This window comes from Bacteroides congonensis, from assembly GCF_900130125.1.
GTDB classification, from domain to species: Bacteria; Bacteroidota; Bacteroidia; order Bacteroidales; family Bacteroidaceae; genus Bacteroides; species Bacteroides congonensis.
Genome location: NZ_FQXY01000007.1, coordinates 39,313 through 59,282, shown reverse-complemented (window position 1 = coordinate 59,282; position 19,970 = coordinate 39,313). Strand labels below are relative to the sequence as shown.

General features: G+C 39.1%; 16 protein-coding genes. All 16 read left to right on the top strand.

Translation table 11 applies throughout. From position 1 onward, the window contains the following. Positions 1-44 precede the first annotated feature (44 nt). The 16 genes from BQ7997_RS01585 to BQ7997_RS01505 all read left to right on the top strand — a co-directional run bounded on the left by BQ7997_RS01585 (position 45) and on the right by BQ7997_RS01505 (position 19,970). Positions 45-824 (top strand): 3'-5' exonuclease, encoded by a 780-nt coding sequence (locus tag BQ7997_RS01585; protein WP_022137819.1) that lies wholly within the window; start codon positions 45-47, stop codon positions 822-824. Further along, positions 824-2,032, top strand: a complete 1,209-nt coding sequence (gene coaBC / locus BQ7997_RS01580) for a bifunctional phosphopantothenoylcysteine decarboxylase/phosphopantothenate--cysteine ligase CoaBC (protein WP_073342889.1) — start codon at positions 824-826, stop codon at positions 2,030-2,032. Before BQ7997_RS01585 ends, coaBC begins: the two co-directional genes overlap by 1 nt. A gap of 26 nt (positions 2,033-2,058) precedes the next feature. After that, a complete protein-coding gene (recN, locus tag BQ7997_RS01575; RefSeq protein WP_073342886.1) occupies positions 2,059-3,720 on the top strand; it encodes a DNA repair protein RecN in 1,662 nt (553 codons plus the stop codon). 54 nt (positions 3,721-3,774) lie between these two features. Then, positions 3,775-4,518 carry a 23S rRNA (guanosine(2251)-2'-O)-methyltransferase RlmB gene (gene rlmB, locus BQ7997_RS01570; protein ID WP_022137822.1) on the top strand — a complete coding sequence of 248 codons (744 nt, stop codon included), beginning with the start codon at positions 3,775-3,777 and terminating at the stop codon, positions 4,516-4,518. Between the two features lies 1 nt (position 4,519). Then, a complete protein-coding gene (locus tag BQ7997_RS01565; RefSeq protein WP_073342883.1) occupies positions 4,520-6,226 on the top strand; it encodes a serine protease in 1,707 nt (568 codons plus the stop codon). A gap of 396 nt (positions 6,227-6,622) precedes the next feature. After that, positions 6,623-7,570, top strand: a complete 948-nt coding sequence (locus tag BQ7997_RS01560) for a tyrosine-type recombinase/integrase (protein WP_073342881.1) — start codon at positions 6,623-6,625, stop codon at positions 7,568-7,570. A gap of 358 nt (positions 7,571-7,928) precedes the next feature. Continuing rightward, complete coding sequence (locus tag BQ7997_RS01550) at positions 7,929-8,516, top strand: UpxY family transcription antiterminator (RefSeq protein ID WP_073342878.1); 588 nt, start codon at positions 7,929-7,931, stop codon at positions 8,514-8,516. Beyond that, positions 8,503-10,917 (top strand): polysaccharide biosynthesis/export family protein, encoded by a 2,415-nt coding sequence (locus tag BQ7997_RS01545; RefSeq protein WP_073342876.1) that lies wholly within the window; start codon positions 8,503-8,505, stop codon positions 10,915-10,917. Before BQ7997_RS01550 ends, BQ7997_RS01545 begins: the two co-directional genes overlap by 14 nt. Positions 10,918-10,924: 7 nt before the next feature. Continuing rightward, entirely contained in the window at positions 10,925-12,016 is a 1,092-nt protein-coding gene (locus BQ7997_RS01540) for a chain-length determining protein (protein ID WP_073342873.1), read from the top strand. Positions 12,017-12,033: 17 nt separating this feature from the next. Then, positions 12,034-13,203, top strand: coding sequence for a glycosyltransferase (locus BQ7997_RS01535; RefSeq protein ID WP_073342871.1), 1,170 nt, complete (start codon positions 12,034-12,036; stop codon positions 13,201-13,203). Further along, positions 13,200-14,078, top strand: coding sequence for a glycosyltransferase family 2 protein (locus BQ7997_RS01530; protein WP_073342868.1), 879 nt, complete (start codon positions 13,200-13,202; stop codon positions 14,076-14,078). Before BQ7997_RS01535 ends, BQ7997_RS01530 begins: the two co-directional genes overlap by 4 nt. A gap of 18 nt (positions 14,079-14,096) precedes the next feature. Then, a complete protein-coding gene (locus BQ7997_RS01525; protein ID WP_073342866.1) occupies positions 14,097-15,635 on the top strand; it encodes a lipopolysaccharide biosynthesis protein in 1,539 nt (512 codons plus the stop codon). Between the two features lie 6 nt (positions 15,636-15,641). Then, positions 15,642-16,604, top strand: coding sequence for a glycosyltransferase family 2 protein (locus BQ7997_RS01520; protein ID WP_073342863.1), 963 nt, complete (start codon positions 15,642-15,644; stop codon positions 16,602-16,604). A 21-nt stretch (positions 16,605-16,625) separates the two neighbouring features. Further along, positions 16,626-17,864 carry an EpsG family protein gene (locus tag BQ7997_RS01515; RefSeq protein WP_073342860.1) on the top strand — a complete coding sequence of 413 codons (1,239 nt, stop codon included), beginning with the start codon at positions 16,626-16,628 and terminating at the stop codon, positions 17,862-17,864. 4 nt (positions 17,865-17,868) lie between these two features. After that, positions 17,869-18,906, top strand: a complete 1,038-nt coding sequence (locus BQ7997_RS01510) for an acyltransferase family protein (RefSeq protein WP_083589138.1) — start codon at positions 17,869-17,871, stop codon at positions 18,904-18,906. Between the two features lie 5 nt (positions 18,907-18,911). After that, positions 18,912-19,970 carry a glycosyltransferase gene (locus BQ7997_RS01505; RefSeq protein WP_073342855.1) on the top strand — a complete coding sequence of 353 codons (1,059 nt, stop codon included), beginning with the start codon at positions 18,912-18,914 and terminating at the stop codon, positions 19,968-19,970.

Sequence of the window (19,970 nt, the reverse complement as noted above, 5' to 3'; positions counted from 1 at the left end):
GTGTCCTCTGCGTCCTCTGTGGTGGCCCAATAAAATAACAAGAAATGAAATTAAACCTGAAAAACCCCATCGTCTTTTTCGATCTTGAGACGACCGGAACCAATATCAACACAGACCGGATTGTTGAAATCTGCTATTTGAAAGTTTACCCGAACGGGAATGAGGAAGCAAAAACCTTGCGTATCAACCCCGAAATGCATATCCCCGAAGCATCTTCCGAAGTACATGGCATTTATGATGCCGACGTGGCGGATTGCCCTACTTTCAAGGAAGTGGCAAAGAATATCGCCCGTGACATCGAAGGCTGCGACCTGGCAGGATTCAATTCCAACCGTTTCGATATTCCGGTGCTGGCGGAAGAATTTCTGCGTGCCGGCGTAGACATCGACATGACGAAGCGCAAATTTGTAGACGTACAGGTGATTTTCCACAAAATGGAACAACGCACTCTGTCTGCCGCCTACAAGTTCTATTGCGACAAGAACCTGGAAGATGCCCATACCGCGGAAGCGGACACACGGGCTACCTACGAAGTGCTGAAAGCACAGCTCGACCGCTATTCCGACCTTCAGAACGATATTGCGTTCCTGGCGGACTATTCCAGTTACAACAAGAATGTAGACTTTGCCGGACGCATGGTGTACGACGACAATGGGGTGGAAGTGTTTAACTTCGGAAAGTACAAAGGAATGTCTGTAGCCGAGGTTCTGAAGAAAGACCCCGGATATTACAGTTGGATTTTGAACAGTGACTTCACGCTGAATACGAAGGCGACATTGACAAAAATCCGTCTGCGTGAAATGAGTAATTTGATTACAAAATAATGCTAAAAGGAAAAAAGATAATTCTTGGAATTACCGGCAGTATTGCCGCGTACAAGGCTTGTTACATCATCCGCGGACTCATTAAGCAAGGAGCGGAAGTGCAGGTCGTAATTACTCCGGCGGGAAAAGAATTTATTACTCCCATCACTCTTTCGGCTCTGACCAGCAAACCGGTCATCAGTGAGTTTTTTGCCCAGCGCGACGGAACGTGGAACAGCCACGTAGACCTCGGCTTGTGGGCGGATGCCATGCTGATTGCGCCGGCCACCGCCTCTACCATCGGCAAGATGGCAAACGGGATAGCCGACAATATGCTGATAACGACTTATCTTTCGGCCAAAGCTCCGGTGTTTGTAGCTCCGGCGATGGATCTCGATATGTATGCCCATCCTTCCACACAGAAGAATTTGGATATACTCCGCTCGTTCGGTAATCATATCATCGAACCGGGGACGGGAGAACTTGCCAGCCATCTGGTAGGGAAGGGGCGCATGGAAGAACCGGAAGCGATTATCCGTGCCCTGGATGAATTCTTTTCGGCAAGCGACGAACTGCAAGGAAAGAAAATCGTGATAACGGCCGGCCCGACTTACGAAAAGATAGACCCTGTCCGTTTCATCGGCAATTATTCTTCGGGAAAGATGGGATTTGCCCTGGCGGAAGAATGTGCCCGCCGTGGTGCGGAAGTGACGCTGATAGCAGGCCCTGTACAACTGGAAACGAAACATTCCCGTATCCGCCGTGTCGATGTGGAATCGGCGGAAGAAATGCATGCGGCTTCGCAAGCCTGCTTCTCCGATGCCGACGCTGCTATCCTCTGCGCGGCAGTAGCCGACTATCGTCCTGAGAAGGTGGCCGACAGGAAGATTAAACGGGAGAAGGAAGAAGAACTGCCCCTGCGTCTCCGGGCAACGAAAGATATTGCGGCCAGTTTGGGAGCTACGAAAAGAAAAGGCCAGTTGTTGGTAGGCTTTGCCCTCGAAACGAATAACGAACAGCAGAATGCCGAAGGAAAGCTTGAACGCAAGAACTTCGACTTTATCGTGCTCAATTCGCTGAACGACGTAGGAGCAGGCTTCCGTCACGATACAAACAAAATCAGCATCATCGACCGGAAAGGTCGCACGGACTATCCGCTGAAACCGAAAACGGAAGTGGCGCAAGACATTATCGACCGTTTGGTAGCGGTTATGTCGTCCAATTCTTAATATTTAATTCTTAAATTTAAAGAAAGGTGTTACGTTCACTATACATTCAGAATTACGCGTTGATAGAGAAACTGGATATTAGTTTCGACAAAGGTTTTTCCGTTATAACAGGTGAAACGGGAGCCGGAAAATCAATTATTCTTGGAGCCATCGGTCTGCTGTTGGGACAGCGTGCCGATGTGAAGGCGATTCGCCGTGGAGCTTCTAAATGTATAATAGAAGCTCGTTTTGATATATCGGGCTATGGCATGCGCCCGTTTTTTGAGAACAACGAACTGGAATATGACGAGGAGTGTATCCTGCGCCGTGAAGTGCAGGCATCCGGCAAGAGCCGGGCATTTATCAACGATACTCCCGCTTCGCTGTCGCAGGTGAAGGAGCTTGGCGAACTGTTGATTGATGTACATTCACAACATCAGAACCTGTTGCTCAATAAAGAAGGTTTCCAGTTGAACGTGCTCGATATCCTGGCACATAATGACGCCGCATTGGAAAAATACCATGCCCGTTATGCAGAGTGGAAGCAGGCCGAGCGCGAACTGGCGGAGTTGATGGCATTGGCGGAGAAAAGCCGTTCCGATGAAGATTACATCCGTTTCCAACTGGAACAGCTTGAAGATGCCCACCTTTCCGAAGGTGAGCAGGAAGAGTTGGAGCAGGAAGCTGAAATGTTGAGCCATGCGGAAGAAATCAAGGCGGGACTCTATCGAGTGGAACAATCCTTTTTCTCGGACGAAGGCGGCTTGCTTTCATCCCTGAAAGATAGCCTGAATACGCTGAACAGTCTGCAAAGAGTCTATCAACCCGCCAAGGAACTTACCGAACGCATGGAAAGCGCCTATATCGAATTGAAAGATATTTCGCACGAAGTTTCTTCGCAAAGTGACTCCGTAGAGTTCAATCCCGTGCGTCTCGACGAAGTGAACGAGCGGTTGAACCTGATTTATTCCCTTCAACAGAAACACCATGCGCAGACGCTTGACGAGTTGATAGCGTTGACGGAAGAATACCGTCGCAAGCTGTCCGACATCACTTCTTACGATGAACGTATCGCCGAACTGACCGCCCGCAAGGATGAACAATATGCGAAAGTAAAACAACAGGCCGAACTGCTCACGAAAGCCCGTACAAAGGCTGCCCGTGAAGTGGAAAAGCAATTGGCTGCCCGACTGATTCCGCTCGGAATGCCGAACGTCCGTTTCCAGGTGGAAATGGGACTCAAGAAAGAACCGGGCTTGCAGGGAGAAGATACGGTCAGCTTCCTGTTCTCCGCCAATAAGAACGGTATGTTGCAGAATATCTCTTCCGTAGCTTCCGGTGGTGAGATAGCCCGCGTCATGCTTTCCATCAAAGCCATGATTGCCGGAGCCGTGAAGTTGCCGACTATCGTATTTGATGAGATAGACACGGGAGTATCCGGCGAAATAGCCGACCGCATGGCGGATATGATGAAGGAGATGGGCGAACAGAACCGCCAGGTTATCAGCATTACCCACCTGCCGCAGATTGCCGCCCGTGGATGCGCGCATTATAAGGTATATAAGAAAGACAGTGATACGGAAACCAACAGCCATATCCGCCGTCTCACCGACGCGGAGAGGGTAGAGGAAATCGCTCATATGCTGAGTGGCGCCACACTGACCGAAGCAGCCCTTAGTAACGCCAAAGCTCTGTTAAATAGTAATTAGCGATTAGTAACCGACAAATAGTAACTGGTAAATAGAAAATAGTAAATAACCGCGATGATAGATAAAAGTGAAATGATTTTCGGCGTTCGTGCCGTGATAGAAGCCATTCAGGCTGGAAAAGAGATTGATAAAATCCTTGTGAAGAAAGACATTCAGAGTGAACTTTCCAAAGAGCTGTTTGCGGCTTTGAATGGTCTGCTGATTCCTGTTCAGCGTGTTCCGGTAGAGCGTATCGACCGTATCACCCGCAAGAATCATCAGGGTGTGATTGCCTTCATTTCTTCTGTGACCTATCAGAAGACGGAAGATATGGTTCCTTTCTTGTTTGAGCAGGGTAAGAATCCGTTTTTCGTGATGCTGGACGGGATAACCGATGTGCGCAATTTCGGCGCGATTGCCCGTACTTGCGAATGTGCCGGTGTGGACGCGGTGATTATTCCTGCCCGTAACAGCGTGTCGGTGAACGCCGATGCCGTGAAAACCTCGGCAGGAGCCTTGCATACGCTTCCCGTATGTCGCGAACAGAGTCTGCGCACGACGCTGAAATTCCTGAAAGATAGCGGTTTCCGCATCGTGGCTGCTACCGAAAAAGGGGATTATGACTATACGAAAGCCGATTATACAGGGCCGTTGTGCGTCATTATGGGTGCGGAAGATACGGGTGTGTCTTATGATAACCTGGCACTCTGCGACGAATGGGTGAAGATACCGATGTTGGGAACCATCGAATCCCTCAATGTGTCTGTTGCCGCCGGTATCCTGATTTACGAAGGTGTGAAACAAAGAAACAACGAGTGATATGAAGAAGATTTTAATCCTACCTTTACTGTTCATCTTCCTTGCACAGGGAAGCATGGCACAAACCCCTAAATGGGTAGAGAAGGCGAAACGCGCTGTCTTCTCGGTGGTGACTTATGACAAAAACGACAAAATGCTGAATACCGGAAACGGATTTTTTGTATCCGAAGACGGGTTGGCGTTGTCCGACTACTCTCTCTTTAAAGGTGCCGAACGTGCGGTGGTTATCACGGCCGAAGGCAAACAAATGCCTGTCAGCACAATATTGGGAGCGAATGATATGTATGATGTTATCAAGTTCCGCGTAGCTATTACTGAAAAGAAGGTGTCTGCGTTGGTTGTGGCGAATACTGCTCCGGCAGTGGGAGCCGACGCGTGGATGCTTCCTTATTCTACACAGAAAAGTATTGCTTGTGTATCGGGTAAAGTGAAAGAGGTTTCCAAAGTGGCGGGCGAATATCATTACTATACGTTGAGCATGCAGATGAAAGACAAGATGGTGAGCTGTCCGGTGATGAACGTGGATGGCCAGGTGTTCGGTATTGCACAGAAATCATCCGGTCTTGACACGGTGACTACTTGCTATGCCGCAGGAGCTGCCTTTGCCATGTCACAAAAGATTAGCGCCCTTTCTTTGGGAGATGCGGCACTGAAAAGCATAGGTATCCGCAAAGGTCTGCCCGAAACGGAAGACCAGGCGTTGGTATATCTGTTCATGGCTTCTTCAAGTCTGTCGGAAGAAGATTACGGAAAGCTGCTGGATGATTTTATCCGTCAGTTCCCGATGAATGCGGATGGTTATCTTCGCCGTGCGAATTATTATGTAGCTAAGGGCAAGGACGACCAGTCTTGGTTCGATAAGGCCGTTGCCGACTTTAACCAAGCGTTGAAAGTAGCTCAGAAGAAAGATGATGTATATTATAATATAGGTAAGCTGATGTACGCTTACCAACTGTCGAAACCGGAGAAACCGTATAAGGATTGGTCATATGACACTGCTTTGAAGAATGTACGTCAGGCCATCACTATCGACCCGCTGCCTGTTTATGTCCAATTGGAAGGTGATATCTTATTTGCCCAACAGGATTATGCCGGAGCTTTGGCTGCTTACGAGAAAGTAAATGCCAGCAATATCGCTTCTCCCGGTACGTTCTTCAGCGCTGCCAAAACAAAAGAGTTGATGAAAGCAGACCCGAAAGAAGTCCTGGTGCTGTTGGATAGTTGTATCGCCCGTTGTCCGCAACCCATTACGGCGGACTTCGCTCCTTATCTGCTGGAACGTGCACAAATGAATATGAACGCCAACCAGCCACGAAACGCTATGTTCGACTACGACGCTTATTTTAAAGCTGTCAACGGCCAGGTGAACGATGTATTCTATTATTATCGTGAACAGGCTGCCTTGAAAGCACGCCAGTATCAACGTGCATTGGACGATATTGCCAAAGCTGTCGAACTGAATCCCACCGACTTGACTTACCAGGCTGAAAATGCTGTCGTCAATTTGCGTGTAGGACGTTATGAGGAAGCTATTCAAATTCTGAATAATATCCTGAAAACAGACCCGAAATATGGCGAAGCCTACCGTTTGCTGGGACTCTGCCAGATACAGTTGAAAAAGACGGACGAGGCTTGCGGAAACTTCAAGAAAGCTAAGGAATTGGGTGATCCGAACGTGGATGAGCTGATTAAGAAATACTGCAAGTAAAAAGGTAATGGCGCCTGATGTTTAAAGATAATAATGGCGTTTAAAGATAAACTCAGTATCTAAAATAAAACCCCTGCCAACTTTAAAGTTAGCAGGGGTTTCTTTTTTGGGGACGTTAAATAAAAAACTCTCTCTCTTTTTTGTTTTTTCCCCCACTTGTTAAGCTCAGGTTTTAGGTCTTATGATATAGGTCTGATTATCTTTTTTATTTCTTGGCTTTATAGGGTAAATGCGGAGATTCTCGGAATACTGCATCGCCGTTCTTATTTTTTTAGAAAATATTCGAAAATCAGTTGAAAACAGTGAGTAATTCTGAAATGGCAACTTATTTTATCTATAATCTTATTATATTCCGTCCGTCATTTGATGACTAACTAGATAAGTAATTATTTATTTATGAAGAAAAAGCAATTTACTAATTGTGCAAACGAATATATAGATCGTTTGCGAAGGGAGGGTCGTTATTCAACGGCTCATGTGTATAAACATGCTATCCGTTCCTTTACGAAATTTTGCGGAAGTCAATTCATCGCTTTCAGTAGGGTGAATCGCGATACGTTGAAGGCGTATAGCAACTATTTGGCGGCTTCTCATCTGAAGCCTAATACGATTTCTACGTATATGCGTATGTTGCGTTGTATCTACAACCGGGGAGTTGATATCCGTCAGGCTCCTTATGTGCCCGGTTTGTTCCGGGATGTCTTTACGGGTGTCGATACCCGTCAGAAGAGGGCGCTTCCGATACGTGAACTTCATGTCTTGCTTAACGAAGACCCTAAGACGGAGAAACTGCGACGCACACAAGCTGTTGCCAGTCTGTTGTTCCAGTTTTGCGGTATGCCGTTTGTCGACTTTGCCCATTTGGAGAAATCTAACGTTGAGCAGGGACTTTTGAAGTACAACCGTATGAAGACCGGTACGCCCATGAGTCTCGAGATTCTGGATTCGGCACAGGATGCCATTGCCCGTTTGTGTAACGGATATAATGAGGAGTATCCCGATAATCGTCCCAACTATCTTTTCCGAATATTAAGCGGAGAATATAAGAGAACGGATGAAAAGGCATACCGCGAGTATCAGACGGCTTTGAGACGGTTTAATAATGACTTGAAGTGCCTGTCAAGACAGTTGCGGATACGCTCGTCCATCACTTCTTATACACTCCGGCATTCATGGGCTACTACTGCGAAATACAGGGGAGTTCCTATCGAGATGATAAGCGAATCGCTGGGACATAAATCAATCAAGACAACACAGATCTATTTAAAAGGCTTTGAATTAGAAGAAAGAACAAAAGTAAATAAAATGAATTATTCTTACGTGAAGAGTTTTAGAATGCTCTGAATAATTCAACTAAAGTATTAGGGTTTAGGGATTTAGTGAATCTGTTACTTCTTAGGTAACGGACAATACACATGCAGAACGCATACAACAGCAATAAAAAGGAAAAAAAACAACATGAGGGAAGAAAAGATATGGTTATCCGGACTCCAAGACAGACGCTTTTTGAGGTTAGGAAATAGAAATTCACAGAGCATGAAGAGCTTATTCCTCATGTTCAGAAACTTTATGTGGACATATTTGAAAGAAAAAGGAAAAAAAGAAGTTTATTGCTTGTTTCCTATTATTATTTTTCTCTATCTTTGTAGCAAATAAAAATCCGTTACCTAAGAAGTAACAGATAAACATGGGGTAAAAAATTATGATTTTTGCAAAGGAAAAGTCTATTAGCGCCGCGCCCGGTTGTGGGACAGGGGAAGGCGTAGCACACTCAAAACGCTGGTATGTAGCACTGGTTCGTATGCATCACGAGAAGAAGGTTGCCGAGCGTTTGTTCAAGATGGGAATCGATACTTTCGTTCCCGTCCAGCAAGAGATACATCAATGGAGCGACCGTCGTAAGGTAGTCAATACTGTATTGCTTCCGATGATGGTATTTGTACATGCTGATCCTAAAGAACGCAAGGAAGTTCTAAGTTTTTCCACGGTCAGCCGTTATATGGTGATGCGTGGTGAAAGCACTCCTGCCGTTATTCCCGATGAGCAGATGGCTCGTTTTCGTTTCATGCTCGATTATTCCGACGAAGCAATTTGTATGAACAGTTCTCCTTTGGCACGTGGCGAGAAAGTCCGTGTCATCAAAGGCCCTCTCAGAGGTCTTGTCGGCGAACTCGTCACGATAGGGGGCAAGAGTAAAATCGCCGTCCGTTTAAATATGCTTGGCTGTGCTTGCGTGGACATGCCAATCGGTTATGTGGAATCTACAAAAAACACCAATGACACTATCTAAAAAGATTACTGCGTTTCTATTCATTCTAATGTTAGGGGGGGCCTCTCCTTTGCTGGCTCAAAGCATGAGTGATTCCCAAGTCCTTGAATATGTGAAAGATGGCATCAAGCAAGGAAAAGAACAAAAACAACTAGCCTCGGAACTAGCCCGCAAAGGTGTGACCAAGGAACAGGCGATGCGTGTGAAACAGTTGTATGAACGTCAGAACAATGTAAATACTTCCAATGCCACCGGCACTGATATTAATGAGTCGCGTCTGCGTGAAGAAACGAAAGAAAATACTTCCGACATGCAGGAAGACCACCCGAGCACACAAGACCTCGACCGTGGCAACCAAGTTTTCGGCAGAAATATCTTCAATACCCGAAACCTGACTTTTGAACCTAGTGTGAACATCGCCACTCCCTTGAACTACCGTCTCGGCCCGGGTGACGAAGTGATTATCGACATATGGGGAGCGAGCCAGAATACTATCCGGCAGCAGATTTCCCCTGATGGCACCATCAACATTCAGAAAATCGGCCCTGTCAACCTGAACGGTATGACCATCGCCGAAGCCAACGACTATCTCAAGAAAACTTTAAATAAGATATACAACGGCCTTAACAGCGCAACCGACCCTACCTCGGATATCCGTCTGACCCTGGGTAGTATACGTACGATTCAAATCAACGTGATGGGCGAAGTTGTACAACCGGGCACGTATTCCCTTTCTTCTTTTGCCACTGTATTTCATGCACTTTACCGTGCAGGCGGAGTCAGTGACATAGGAAGCCTTCGCAATGTCCAACTGGTCAGAAACGGTAAGAACATCGCCACAATTGATGTCTACCAATTCATACTGAAAGGAAACATTCAGGACGATATCCGTCTCCAGGAAGGTGATGTTATTATCGTCCCCGCCTACGAAGTATTGGTAAAGATCGACGGAAAAGTGAAACGCTCCATGCGTTTCGAAATGAAAAAAGACGAATCCTTATCTACCCTTCTCAGCTATGCCGGTGGTTTCGAAGCGGATGCCTACACCCGTTCACTGCGTGTAGTACGTCAGAATGGTCAGGAGTACGAAGTAAATACAGTCAAAGACTTGGATTACAGCGTCTATAAAATGCGAAACGGTGATGTTGTTACAGCCGAAGCCATCCTTAACCGTTTCATTAACAAACTCGAAATCCGTGGTGCAGTCTATCGCCCGGGAATTTATGAACTGAACGGTAAACTGAACACAATCCGCGAACTCGTCAACGAATCACAAGGTCTTACGGGTGATGCGTTCCTGAACCGTGCCGTCCTTTACCGCCAACGCGAAGACCTGACCAGTGAAGTTATCCCGGTAGACATCAAAGCCATAATGGATGGTACTTCCCCCAATATCATCCTAATGAAGAATGACATCCTCTATATCCCAAGTATCCACGACTTGGAAGATAAAGGTGATGTTGTCATCCACGGTGAAGTAGCCAAGCCGGATTCTTATCCCTATGCTGATAATATGACTCTTGAAGACCTTATCATCCAGGCAGGTGGTTTGCGTGAAGCAGCTTCGGTTGTCCGTGTGGATGTATCCCGCAGAATCAAGAACCCCCGAAGTACGGTAGACAACGATACAATTGGTCAGATATATACTTTTTCTTTGAAAGAGGGATTTGTGGTGGATGGGAAGCCGGGATTTGTACTCCAACCTTATGATGAGGTTTATGTACGTCGAAGTCCCGGCTATCAGCCGCAACAAAATGTAGCTATTGAAGGTGAAATCCTTTTCGGTGGCTCTTATGCGATGACCAGCCGTGAAGAACGCCTTTCGGATTTAATCAACAAAGCCGGTGGTGCAACGAACTACGCTTACCTACGTGGTGCGAAACTGACTCGTGTAGCTAACGCTAGCGAAAAGAAACGCATGGGTGATGTGATTCGTTTAATGAGCAGGCAATTGGGCGAAGCGATGATTGATTCTTTGGGTATTCGTATTGAGAATACATTCACAGTCGGCATCGACTTGGAAAAAGCATTGGCTAAACCGGGAAGTACGGCAGATCTTGTATTACGTGAAGGCGATGTTGTTTCTATTCCGAAGACTAATAATACAGTTACTATCAATGGTGCTGTAATGGTTCCGAATACAGTTGCTTATATGGAAGGTAAGAATGTAGACTACTATTTGAATCAATCCGGTGGATACTCTGAAAATGCGAAGAAGAGTAAGAAATTCATAGTTTATATGAATGGTCAGGTCGCGAAAGTGAAAGGTAGTGGTAAGAAACAGATAGAGCCTGGATGTGAGATTATTGTGCCTAGTAAGGCTAAGAAAAAGACAAATGTAGGTAATCTTTTAGCTTATGCAACTTCGTTTAGTTCAATAGGGATGATGATTGCTTCTATTGCTAATCTAATCAAAAAATAAAGAAGTCATGGAGCGTGATAAAGTTAAGGCAGATGAATTTGAAATAGATCTACTTGATATTTTGCGTAAGGTTATTGGTATCCGTAAGATTTTATATAAAGCTGCCGGAGTGGGATTGATTATAGGCATTGTTGTTGCAATAAGTATTCCTAAGCAATATACTGTAAAGGTAACTCTTTCTCCTGAGATGGGGAGTACAAAGGGAAATAATGGTATCGCTGGACTTGCTGCTTCCTTTTTGGGTAGTGAGATTACAACAGGAAATGTTACAGACGCATTAAATGCTTCACTTTCTGCTGATATTGTATCTTCTACACCTTTTTTGCTTGGGCTTTTCCATATAAAAGTGACTCCTTCTGATGAAAAAGTGAGCACAACATTCGAAACTTATTTAGAAAACTTATCTACTCCTTGGTGGAATTATATCATTGGTTTACCTGGGATAATTATCAGTGGAGTAAAATCTTTGTTTGTGGATGAGGGAGAAACTACGCATGAAAGAAGGCAGTCAATAATAGAATTAACAGAGAAAGAAACTGCAAAAATAAATTTCTTGAAGAAAAATGTAAGAGCATCTATGGATAAAAAAACGGCTATAACTTCAGTTTTGGTAACTTTACAAGATCCTGAAGTTGCTACTGTAATTGCAGATTCAGTTGTTCGTAAACTACAAAATTATATAATTAATTATCGTATAGCTAAAGCCACGGAAGACTGCATTTATTTAGAAAAACTGTTTAAAGAACGACAACAGGAATACTATCTTGCTCAAAAAAAATATGCAGACTATGTTGACTCTCATGATAATTTAATACTTCAAAGTGTACGGACGGAGCAAGAACGGTTACAAAATGATATGAGTTTGGCTTATCAAGTGTATAGTCAAGTGGCTAATCAGTTACAAGTAGCTAGAGCCAAGGTACAGGAAGCAAAACCTGTGTTTGCAGTAGTAGAACCAGCAGTGGTACCTCGTTTAAGCTCAGGAATGAGCAGAAAAGTATATGTTATCTTATTCATCTTTTTAGCAATGATTATTGCAGGAGGGTGGAGTTTATTGGGTAAATGTTTTTGGGCTAAGTTAAAGCAAGAACTCAAATAATAATATATGAAACACCCATGAAGATTGCGTTTATTTATAAATATTTTCCTGCTTTAGGAGGAGTAGAACGGGTGATATCTATATTAGCTAATGAATTAATTAGTCAAGGAGAAGAGGTTGTTATTTATTCTTTTGAACAGAAATTTGAAAGCCCTTGTTATCCATTGGATAATAGTATTAAGATAATTCCGTTGCCGGATAAGGAAATTATTACTTCTATTACTAATAAAAATTTCCTTGTAAAGGATTTGGTGAAAAAAAATATCTCAATTTTGTTTAATCATGACACTACTTCTGATAGTATGGAATTGTGTGAAAAAGTAAAAGCAGAGATTTCTGTTTCATTGGTTACTTTACACCATGGACAAATATATTTATCGTGGATGTCTTTGAAAACAATAGTATATAGTACTCGAAAAAAGTGGGTGGATATTCGTAGGATATTATTTCTGTTATATTATTTTTATGTAAATTTGAAAAGGTATTATCATCACAAAAAGAATATGCAGATATGTGATGCATATGTTACCCTTTCTGAAAAATTTAGATGTCAATTAGGAAATAGTCCTAAAAATAGAGTAATAGCTAATCCCTTATCTTATTCTTCGTTTTTTGATATCGAACAGTATGGAAAGAAAGAAAATTTAGTGATAATAGTAGGACGTATCAGTGATTCAAACAAACGAATCTCAATGGCTTTAAATATATGGAAAGAACTAGAGCAAAATATATCTTTAAGGTCTTGGCGTTTAGATATTATTGGAGAGGGTGAGGATTTTGATTTGATTAAGAATTTGATTGTTAAATTGCAATTACAGCGCGTTAATATGGTAGGATATGTTGAACCGGAATCATATTATAAGCGAGCAAAAATCCTTTTTATGACAAGTGCCTATGAGGGATTCCCTTTGGTTTTGATGGAAGCCTCTCAATATGCATGTGTTCCTATTGTTATGAACAGTTTTGAATCACTATGCGATATGATCGAAACAGGAGTTAATGGATATGTTGTCCCCAATAATAATCTCTATGCATTTAAAGATAAAGCGGAATATTTGATGAGTAATTACGATACTATTTATCAGATAGCTAATGCTGCTGTGATGAATAGTCGTAAATATACTCCAGTTAGTTTAATTGACAAATGGATGGGTTTGTTTCATGATTTAAGCATAGATATAAAATGAATGTATCGGTAATTATCCCATCTTATAATAGGGCAAATTTATTACCTATAACTTTGCCTACTTATTTGCAAGAAGATGTAGTAGAAGTTATAGTTGTGGATGATTGTTCTACAGATAATACACAAGAAGTAATTTTGGAACTTCAAAAAAAATATCCTCAGATTCGATATACTAGAAATTTCAGAAACTTACGACAAACCTATTCTAAAAATGTTGGTATTCAATTAGCAAAAAGTGAGTATATATATTTTGGGGATGATGATAGTATTTTATATCCAGGTTCTATCCGTTTCTTGAAAGAAACATTAGTACGATTTCAAGCACAAATTTGCGGAGCAAAAGCACTTTACTTACCCTTGAAATATAATAATCGAATTGATGATTATGTCCGTTTGATGAATGTTAATTGTTCTACTATAAAAAAAATAGTAGATGTTCGTAAGATTAGTGCAAATTTCACTTACTCAACTTCTGTACCGATTGAAGTTCCTTTTTGCCAGGCAGCTGCTTTAGTCGAGAAAAAAGTAGCACAACAAGTTATGTTTGATATAAATTATAAAGGAAATGCGTATCGTGAGGAAACGGACTTTTTTATCCGTTGTACTTTATCGGGAGCGAAGATTATGTTTGATTCTCGGGCTATTCAAATAAATTTGCCTCGACATATAGCAACGGGAGGAGCGCACGGCCGAGGACAATTAAAATGGTATTATGATACAATTTGTAACAATTGGTATTTCTTAAAGAAAAATGGAAAGTTGATACAAGCGTATTATGGTTTTAGAGAAAATATATATATAAGACAGTTTATATTTACTATATCTATGATTAGTACCGGGTTTTGGGGTCTTATGAAAAAGAACATTTGTAAGTAAAGTTGAAAGAGGAATTGCATGACAAATTATTCGAGAACATTTAAAAGTCTTAAGAATGCGAAGATTTCTTTGCTGTTTTATTTATTAAATCTAATTTTACAATTCTTTTCTCGTAAAATATTTCTAGATTATTTAGGAACAGAAGTATTAGGATTAAATACGACTGCCATGAATTTGCTTCAATTTCTTAATTTGGCAGAGTTAGGGATTAGTTCAGCTATTAGTTATTCACTATATAAACCTCTAGCGGATGGTAATAAGAAAGCTATTAATGAGATTGTATCTGTACAAGGTTTTTTATATCGTCGTATAGCGCTTATTATTATTGCTGCTGCTATATTATTGATGTGCTTCTTCCCTTTGTTTTTTAGAAAAATAGAGTTACCGCTGTGGTACGCGTATGCTACTTTTATTGTATTTTTAGTAGATTCTTTAGTTGGCTACTTCTTTAATTATCATCAAATAATATTGACGGCTGACCAAAAAGATTATAAATTGAATTATGCGATACAGACGAATCGGTTATGTAAGGTTGTATTGCAGATGGTTTTGATAGTGTTATTGCCATTTGGATATATTTGGTGGTTATTGCTTGAATTAGTATCTGCGATAATTTCTGTCTTTGCTGTTAAGTTTATTGTTCATAAAGAATATGCTTGGCTTCAGACAAGTATTTCTCAAGGGAAAAAACTAAAAGAACGGTATCCGGGAATCATAACAAAAACAAAACAATTGTTTTTTCATAAAATAGGAGGATTTGTTTTATTTCAAACTAGTCCATTAATTATATATGCTTATGCTTCTATGACTTTAGTAGCTATTTATGGTAATTATATGTTGGTAATAACGGGAGTTACTGCTTTATTTAACGCTGTATTTTATAGTACAAGTGCTGGCGTCGGGAACTTAATAGCAGAAGGAGATAAGGAGAGAATAATGCGTGTTTTTAAAGAACTTTTCTCTGCACGTTTTTTCATGGTAGCAAGCGTTTGTTTTGGTTTTTATATTTTAGTTAATTCTTTTATTTCATTATGGGTGGGTAAGGATTATTTAATAGACCAAGTTTCATTATCAATCTTAGTTTGTATTCTATATATAAATTTGATGAGAAATGCTGTTGATTCTTACATTTATGCGTATGGGCTTTTTCAAGATGTTTATTCTCCTTTAGTGGAAGCTGTTTTAAATATAACATTATCAATATTATTGGGGTATTTTTATGGCTTACCCGGAATTTTAAGTGGGGTATTAATAAGTTTATTAATTGTTATCTTTTTATGGAAACCTTATTTTTTATTCCGTTTTGGTTTGAAGGAATCTATCCGCATATATTTTAATTTATATTTTAAGCATTTATTGTTATGTGCATTTGTAATCAGTTGGGTTTTGTGGATATTACCTTTTGTTTTGAAAGATACCATAGAAGATATTTTCGATTGGATTTTGCAAGCTATTGTGATAGTAGGCATTTTTAGCTCATTATTGTTATTGGGGCTTTATATTTGTGAACAGGGAATGCGAGATTTTGTGAAACGTTTGTATTGTTACTTTAAATAATAGGTTATGAATCCGTCTGTGACTGTGATAATATTAGTATATAAAGTTGAGGAATTTTTTGAGCAGTGTGTCGAGTCTTTGTATGGACAAAGTTTACAAAATATTGAATATATTTTTGTAGATGATTGTACACCGGATAGGAGCATGGATATTTTATCTACCGTATTGCAACGATATCCACATAGGGCTTCGCAGACAAAGATAGTTCGGCATGCGGAGAATAAAGGAGCAGCAACTGCACGTAATACAGGGCTATCTATGGCTCATGGCGAATATGTTATTTATTGTGATGGAGATGACTGGGTTGAGTTAGACATGTATGAGAAAATGTATGAGCAAGCTGTGGAAAATAAATCTGATATTGTATGGTGTGATTTTATGTTGAATTATCCAAATGGCAGAGAAATAATTGAGCGACAATTTATTTCTGAAAATCGGAATTCAATAATAAGAGGACTTCTGTCAGGGCGTATACATGGTGGTAATTGCAATAAGTTAGTACGTACTGATTTATATTTGAGATATAATATTCTTTTTCCGGACGGTCATGATATGATGGAAGATTTAGTGGTTACTATTCAGTTATTTTATTATGCATTAAAAGTGAAGTATCTTTCTATGCCATTGTATTATTACAGGCAGAATCAAAAATCTTTGTCCAGAAATAGTGATTGTGATAAGGTGCAGCAGCGATGTTGTAATCAACTTGTAAATGCTGAATATATCATCTCTTTCTTGAATGGGAAAGGAATAACAGGGAAGGATATGGTTGAAGTACAGTATTTCAAGTTGTTTTCTAAGATGGAGTTGCTTCAGAATAAAAAAACTTTAAGGCAGTGGCGTGTTACTTTTTCAGATGCAAATAAGTATGTATTTTCTTGCCCTAAAATAACATTTAAGAGCAAAGTTCTTCAGTGGTGTCTTGCACATGGCTTTTGGTGGATATATAATTTAAAAAAGATTTCATAATTTCTTATATAAAATCAAATTATGGACTCAGGTGTGATTACTCATGAAATGAAAAGGATGTATCCTATTCAAAATGAACGAGCATATAATATATGTATCTTCTTTATTTTTCTATTTTCTTTTTTTGTTTCATTGATGGGAGGAGTCTTATTATTTATTTCTTTGTTGTTTATTTTTAAAAAAGCAACAATATATGGATTTCTATTTCCTTTGTTTGTTATAGCAACAATTATATTTACTCAATATAGTACTGTTTATGATGGAGATTATGACATTGTCCGTTATTATAGTAATTACAGTACTCTGTCAAATTGTGATTTTACGACTGCATTATTATTGATAGGATTATTTGGGGACTATTTCTTTTATTTTATAGTGTACCTATTGTCTCAAATATTTCCTAATGATCCGAGAGTAATGGGATTCTTTTTTGCATTGGTTACAGGTGGAATAATGTTACTCACATATGAAAATATAGCACTTTATTTGAGTAATAATAAAAAAGCTAATTATTTGTCTTCTATTCATTTAATTGTATGGGCGATGGGATTTATCTTTTTTATGAATTTCGTAAATTATGCCAATGCATATAGGCAATTTTTTGCGACTTCTTTATTTTTATGGGGTTTTTCAAGGTATTTGTTGTATAAAAAGTATTTATTTATTTTTATTCTAGCGCTTTTTTCACATTGGAGTATATTGATGTATATTGTTCCTTTATTTATTTTTCGTTTTCACTATAAATCATTGTATGTATGTTTGTTCCTAGCATTTTCGTTAGGCGTCTTTGATATTAGTTCAAAGTTAAATTTTGCTGATTTTGAGAAAACAAGTAATTATGTACAAGGAGAAATATTAGGCGTAGATAAACATTTGATTTTAACTTTACTTTTCACTGCGTCTACATTAAGCTATGTACTTTATAAGTTTGATCAGGAAAAAAAAATATATTTTCTATCTTTGATTTTTGTTTTGTGGGATTTTCTTTTTCTACGGAGTTCAACTATTGCTACAAGACTTTTTTTTTCAGTGTCACAATTATTTGCAATAATATTTCCACTTATTCTATTGGAACGTTCTAAAGGAGAACGTCGAACTTATATTGATTTATTATCGCTTTCAGCTTTTTTTCTTTTTATATATAATATGAAGAATATATATCTATCAGAATTTACGTTTCTGATATTTACAGAATATAGTTTATGGTATTCCGTATATGATATTTTATCTGCACCGTTTCCAACTGAAATAATTTTATAATCTTATGCAGACTTCATTTTCTCACTCTAATTCTACAAGAGATAATAATATAGAATTATTGAGGCTTGTTTTAATGTTTCTGATTGTATTAGAACATGTAGTTGGGCATGGATGTGGGATAGTAGAAACAATGGTTCAATATCCTGATGAACCAATTCATTTATCTACAGAACATTTACTTTTATATGTTCCAGCGGTTATGAGTGTTAATTGTTTTGTGTTTATCTCGGGGTATTATAAAATAAAATTTCGTTTTAAAGGAATACTAAACTTTTATATGCAGGCTTTGAGTGTGGCTATTATTTTATTCCTGGTGAATTACTTTTCCAGCTTTAATTTTTCTCTTTCGTTATTAGTGAAGAGTATTTTTCCTCTTTCTTCAAATTATTGGTGGTTTTTAAGTACTTATATGTTTTTGTATCTTGTTTCACCATTTCTAAATATGATATGTGATACTCTTTCTTATAAGCAGTTTAGTATGTTCATTTTTTTATTTTTTACGTTTAATTGTTTGGGAGGATATATTTGGGGAACTTTTAATGCTAATAATGGATATTCAATACTTAATTTTATGTTCTTGTATCTTTTGGCAATATATATGCGGAAATATAATATTATTGCGTTAATAAAGAGACCATTGTTACTTTGGTATATATTCTCGAGTATTCTTGTGATTATGTGTCTCTTTCTTCAACAATATGGAGGTAAATATATAGTTAAATTGTTGGGTTATAATAACCCTTTCGTTATATTTTTAGCTATATTATTTTTTTGTGTTTTTTCACGAATTAATGTTTCTGCTAATGTATGCAAATTCTCTAACTTAACATTAGGAATTTACCTTTTTCATGATAATAATGTGATTCGTCCGATGATAGAGTCTATTGTGGGGACATATAAATTCTCTATTTGGGGGTTGGTGCTTTTTGCTTTGTCTATTTACATTTTATCTGCAATATTGGAATTACTTCGAAAAGAATCTTATAGATTATTATCTGTGGATTTATGGATTGAGAAGATTTCCAAAAAAATCTGGGAGTGATTGTTATGAATATTTTATATATAGGTAATCGTTGTTCTCAGATAAAATCTGGAGCGGATATTGTTAATAATAGAAATATCTATTTTTTACAGCAAATAGCAAAAGGGAATATTGATTTTATACCATTAAAGTCTGAACTTAGAATAGTTGACAAACTTTCTTTTTATTTGGGAGGACTAACATTAGGCATTGAGAAGAGAATTCTAATGCAAATGGAGGGAAAAGAATATGATTATGTCTTTTTAAGCCAGTCTTTGTTAGGAAGATTAGCAAGGAAAATAAAAAACTGTCACCCTAGTATAAGGATAATTTGTTGCTACCATAATATTGAAAGACATTATGCCAGAGAATTTATTCGTGTTTCTGGATTGATACATTTTCCTTTTTACTTGGCAGCGACATATAATGAATCCCTTTCAGTGAGGTATTGTGATTATTCTTTAGTACTAAATCAACGTGATTCCAATCTTTTCTATCAAGAGTATGGAAAGACTGCATCGTTAGTTTTACCAGTAGCCTGTAATGATATTTTTGATAAAAGACGGTGTATAAATATACCTGCTGAAGAATCTAAGATTATATATCTTTTTGTTGGGGTGGATTTTTTTGCAAATGTGCAGGGCATACGTTTTTTTATAAAAGAAATACTTCCTTATATACCAGGACAGTTAATTATAGCGGGTAAGGGCATGGATAGATATACTGATGAATTTACATCGGAAAGGGTTGAAGTCAAAGGATATGTAGAGGATTTAGCAAAATTATATTATGAATCTACATTTGTTGTCTTGCCTATATTATCCGGTGGCGGAATGAAAACAAAGACAGCTGAGGCTTTGATGTATGGGAAAACAATAATTGGGACAGAAGAAGCATTTGAAGGCTATAGATTAGAAACTGGTTCTACGTTTGTATGTAAAACGTCAAATGATTTTATATGTGTAATAAATAGATTGATTGAAAAGAAACAGACTAATCTATTTAATCAGAAATCAAGGCAGTTGTTTATTGAAAACTATAGTTATGAAGCGGTATACAAAAAATTTAGTTCATTATTTAAATAG